The organism is Candidatus Infernicultor aquiphilus, from assembly GCF_002784285.1.
GTDB lineage: Bacteria > Atribacterota > Phoenicimicrobiia > Phoenicimicrobiales > Phoenicimicrobiaceae > Infernicultor > Infernicultor aquiphilus.
The window spans coordinates 1-4,658 of the sequence record NZ_PFKO01000199.1 but is presented as its reverse complement, the minus strand read 5'-3'; the positions used below and the strand labels follow the sequence as shown (position 1 = coordinate 4,658).

Below are 4,658 nucleotides of genomic sequence, written 5' to 3'. Positions count from 1 at the left end.
ACCGAAGAGTTTAAACTCCTTAGCCGAATGTTAAAAGAGCAAACCAGAAAAGGTAAGATAAAAACTTCTCTCGAGATAGCTCCTGATTCTTTGCAAAACCCTACTGATCCGGATGCCACCTACCGTAAAAAAGGTAAGAAGAAACACATAGGTTACACGGTTAATCTAGTAGAAAAGTTTGATGATAAGCATAGGATGATAACCGGCTATGACCTTAAGAAAAATACCTATAGTGATCAGAAATTCGCTAAGGATACCATTTCCAAACTACCGGTAGAAAAGGATGGAGTAACCGCTCTGGTTGATGGTGCCTATTACTCTGAAGATATAGCTAAGAAAGCTGAAGCCAAAGGCATACAGATGGTCCCTACTAACCTGGTAGGGGGAGGTAAAAATAGTAATAGTGATAAATTTGAAATAGACGAAAAAGAACATCTAGTAAAGAAATGTCCTTCTGGTCATCAGCCGATAACCAGTACCTTTAAAGAAGGATCCTATAGAGCACACTTTGATCAGAAACACTGTAGTAATTGTCCCTTACGTAAAGATTGTTCGGTAGTAAAACAGAAGAAGAGTTATCTCTTTAAGGTATCAGAGACTAAGTTACACCGCTGCCAGCTTATCGCTAAGATGGGAACCTCCGAGTATAAAGAGTTGGCCAAGAAGAGAGCGGGTATAGAGGGTCTCCCTTCGGTACTAAGAAGGAGGTACAAGATAGATCATCTTCCGGTAAGGGGAGAAGTACGTGTAAAGGTGTGGTTAGGGTTTAAGATATCAGCCATAAACTGTAAGAGATTGATAAAGGGGTTGATAAGTACACCAATACCTGAGCTTTCTACTCTTTCATATAACCATTTATTTTCGCTATTTAGTTTTCAAAGGGCTTCTAGAGTTAAATTTGCTGCTTAGGTTAGATATGTTGTATTAAATAGTTAGTTTTTGGGAGATAATCATAGTATTATAATTATTTATAATTTAAAGTAAAGCAGAAAATAAAAATAAGAGAGAGAAAGGTATGGATATAATGGATATAATTTTTAGAGTTATGGATTCTAATCTCTATTTGGGAGCGTTAATTATTTTTTTATGCAGAGTTATAGATGTGACTATAGGGACCTTTAGAGTTCAGATGATAGTAAGAAGAAAAAAGCTTGTTTCCGCTCTGCTTGGTTTTTTTGAAGTTATGATCTTTATCCTCATTGTAAGTAAGGTAATACAGGATATCGGTAATTGGCTAAATGTCGTAGCTTATTGCGGGGGTTTTGCCATCGGAAATGTAGTCGGGATATATATATCGGATAAATTATCTAAAGAATTAATTTCAGTAGGAATTATTTCCAAGAATAAATGGCAAGAGATTGAACAGAAACTTTGGGATGAAGGGTTTGGAATTACTCGAAATATAGGATATGGTAAAGACGGGGAAGTGCAAGTTTTAAGAGTTATATGTGAAAGAAGTTACTTCACTAAAGTGAAAGAGATATCTATGGAGTATGATCCTAAAGCCTTTATAACTTCCTATCTCTTAGATGAAAAATATGGTGGCCAGATGTATGGAGTAAAAAGCAAAATTTAAGATCAAAAAGATTTACTGTTTAAAGATTGAACTATGGATGGTTATTTAATTCTCATCAAAGAGCAAAATTAAGTTTTATTGATTCCAGAGGAGTTTTAAATGTCTGGGTTTATCAATATCCAAAGCGATTTCTGGAGGAGAGAGGATAGCCTTCCCTTTATAACCCCCTAATAGTTCAGGAACTTTCTTTTCCAAATCTTGGATAGATAAATATTTTCTTAAGTATTTTAAGGCGATTTGAGCTCCTAAGAGTCGAGCCATTTTTAAAGGATGTTTCCTGAAATAAATAAAATTATTGATTATTTCTCCAAAATTAGCGATAATCCGAGGATTTATTAAAAGAATATTTCCTCCCGTAAAAGACCCCTCCATAAGATTAGCATAAACTCTTCTTAAATCTGAAAAAGGATATGATTTTTGATAAATTTCTTTATCAATGATAGGATAATAAATATCAAAACCTGGACATTTATAACACTCTTCTATAAAATAATCGATATGTTTTTCGGTTATTAAAGGGATATCACAAGTGGAGATTAAGATTAATGGATCTTCTTTAAGGGGCAAAATTCCTGATTTCAAAGTATCAAAAATAGTTTGACCATCGGAAATGGTTAGATAGACTAAATCTTTAACTAATTTTTGCACTTCTTTTGGACCGGCTAATACAATTTTATTGGTGTATTTTGCTTTTTTTAAAGATTCTATAACGTAAAGAATCATAGGTTTACCGTGCGGGTAAGATCCAATTTCAATTAAAGCTTTATTTTCTATTCCGGTAAATTTTCTTAGGCTTATTTTGGTTTTCCCTCCCGCCAGTAGCAAGACATTTATTTTCTCAATCATAATTTTTCCCAACATTATAATGAAATATTGGCCAATTGGTCAATTTACCAATTCTCCAATTAAATCAGTTGTTAGTATAAAACGGGTTTATTGACCACGGCTAATTTAGATTATATAATAAAAACAATAACAAAACAAAAGGAGAAAAAAATTTATGCAGGAAATATCTTTTAAATATAATATTTTTTTAACTGCCTGGGGATGGGCAGGGTTGGTTGCTGGTCAAGAGGGCTTAAGGATTTTAGTTTTACCTGAAGAGAGAAAAGAGGATGTTCTGGTCAAAATAAAGAAGGAATTAAAATATAATAATCTTATCGAAGAGAAAGGAGGATGGGAAGATTTAATTAAAGATATAAAAGAATATTTTACAGGCAAGAAAGTTGATTTTTCGAATTGGCAGTTAGATCTGAATGAATATACAGATTTTCAAAAAAGTATTTTACAAATAGTTAAAAAAATACCTTACGGGAAAATCCAGACCTATAAAAAAGTGGCAGAGGCAGCTAATTATCCGAAGGCTTATCGAGCAGTAGGAAACACTATGGCTCACAATCCTATCCCTTTGATTATACCCTGTCATCGGGTAATAGGAAGTAATGGTAAACTAGTAGGATTTTCAGCCTCAGGCGGAATTGTTTTAAAGCAGAAAATGTTAGATTTAGAATCTGAAATTCAAGCAAAGTGAGGGTAAATAATAGAGATTTTAAGAAGTCAAACAAGGTCAAACTAAATCTTTTAACCCTACTCTTTTTTGCACGGGAAGCTATTTGACTTTGAATTTAACTATTTTCTCCAGAATCCTGGAACTAATAAAACTAAGACAGTATATAGTTCTAATCGACCTAATAGCATACATATAGTCAGGGTAATTTTACCTAAAGGTGGTATAAAACCATAGTTTTGAGATGGCCCAACCAGACCAAGACCTGGGCCTACATTTCCTAAAGTAGCTGCAACTGAGGACATCGCACTTAATATATCCAGGCCTAATATAGACATTATGAAAGTAGAGATTACAAAAATTAAAATATATAAAAAGAAAAAACTAGTAATATAATTCATGGTATCTTCTGAAACGATTTTATTTCCCACTCTGATTGGTGTAACTGACCGAGGATGAATTAGCTTATGAAAATCTCGATTAGCTTTTTTAAAGAGAAGTAAAATACGAATATTTTTAATAGCTCCTCCCGTTGAACCTGAACATCCACCTATAAACATTAAAATTAGTAAAATGCATTTAGAAAATGCTGGCCAGGTATCGTAGTCGGTGGTAACGAAACCGGTAGTGGTGAGAATAGAGACAACTTGGAAAGAAGCATATCTGAGTGCAGTAAAGATTGAGTTATAAATGTACACTCTTAGTTCGGTAGTAATAGCCAGGATAGCAGTAAGAACTACTCCTCCGTAAAAAAGGAATTCTCTATCTTTGAATAAACTTTTTATATTTCCATGAAGGACTTGATAATGTAAGGTGAAATTTGCTCCAGCTACAAACATAAAGAAGGTTATAATAATTTCAAAGACCGGATTATTATAAGCACCTACACTTAGATTTCTAGGGTTGAAACCTCCTGTGGCCATAGTTCCAAACATATTAGTAAGGGCATCAAATAAAGGCATTCCGGTAAAATATAAACATCCAACCTGCAAAGCAGATATTATGATATAGACTTGCCATAAAAGTTTAGCAGTTTCTTTAATCCTTGGTTTTAATCTATCTTTTTCAGGTCCGGGTGCTTCTGATTTAAATAATTGCATTCCTCCTGCTCCTAATGCCGGGAGGATAGCTACCACCAGGACAATAATGCCCATGCCTCCCAACCATTGAATGAAATCTCGCCAAAAGAGGATAGATAGAGGAATTCCTTCAATAATAGTAAGCACCGAAGCACCAGTAGTAGTAAAACCGGACATAGTTTCAAAGTAGGCATCTATAAAATTAGAGAAAGTTCCTGCCAATAAAAAAGGTAGAGATCCAAACCCAGCAGCCAATATCCAACCTAGGGTAACTACAGTAAATCCTTCTTTTATGCCGATAGGATCTTTGGAAGGAAAAGATTTCCACAACAAAAGACCACTTAAAGAAGTAATAGACATAGAAAGTATGAATGTATTAATTACTGGTTCTTTATAGTAAATAGCATACAAAAGAGGGAACAGCATGCTTAATCCTAAAAAAAACAAAAGACTACCTAAAGTATTTAGCACAATCTTATATTTCAATTTTAACTCT

General features: G+C 33.9%; 5 protein-coding genes. 3 read left to right on the top strand and 2 right to left on the bottom strand.

The genetic code is table 11. The features are described from left to right. Both COZ07_RS05275 and COZ07_RS05270 read left to right on the top strand, forming a co-directional pair. The coding region (locus COZ07_RS05275; RefSeq protein WP_406607534.1) for a transposase at positions 1-909 on the top strand (909 nt) is incomplete at its 5' end. 115 nt (positions 910-1,024) lie between these two features. After that, on the top strand, positions 1,025-1,576 hold the full coding sequence (locus COZ07_RS05270; protein ID WP_406607533.1) for a DUF2179 domain-containing protein: 552 nt from the start codon (positions 1,025-1,027) through the stop codon (positions 1,574-1,576). A gap of 75 nt (positions 1,577-1,651) precedes the next feature. Here the strand turns inward: COZ07_RS05270 and COZ07_RS05265 are convergent, their stop codons facing one another. Then, positions 1,652-2,422 (bottom strand): nucleotidyltransferase family protein, encoded by a 771-nt coding sequence (locus tag COZ07_RS05265; protein ID WP_406607532.1) that lies wholly within the window; start codon positions 2,420-2,422, stop codon positions 1,652-1,654. Between the two features lie 154 nt (positions 2,423-2,576). Between COZ07_RS05265 and COZ07_RS05260 the strand changes: the two genes are divergently transcribed. Beyond that, positions 2,577-3,107, top strand: a complete 531-nt coding sequence (locus COZ07_RS05260; protein ID WP_406607531.1) for a methylated-DNA--[protein]-cysteine S-methyltransferase — start codon at positions 2,577-2,579, stop codon at positions 3,105-3,107. 98 nt (positions 3,108-3,205) lie between these two features. Here COZ07_RS05260 and COZ07_RS05255 read toward each other — a convergent pair. Beyond that, positions 3,206-4,658: TrkH family potassium uptake protein (locus tag COZ07_RS05255; protein ID WP_406607530.1), on the bottom strand; the 1,453-nt coding region annotated here is incomplete at its 5' end.

Excerpts from the sequence above, each read along its gene's own strand:
- COZ07_RS05265 (WP_406607532.1), bottom strand. The coding sequence starts at position 2,422 with ATGATTGAGAAAATAAATGTCTTGCTACTGGCGGGAGGGAAAACCAAA.
- COZ07_RS05270 (WP_406607533.1), top strand. The coding sequence starts at position 1,025 with ATGGATATAATTTTTAGAGTTATGGATTCTAATCTCTATTTGGGAGCG.
- COZ07_RS05260 (WP_406607531.1), top strand. The coding sequence starts at position 2,577 with ATGCAGGAAATATCTTTTAAATATAATATTTTTTTAACTGCCTGGGGA.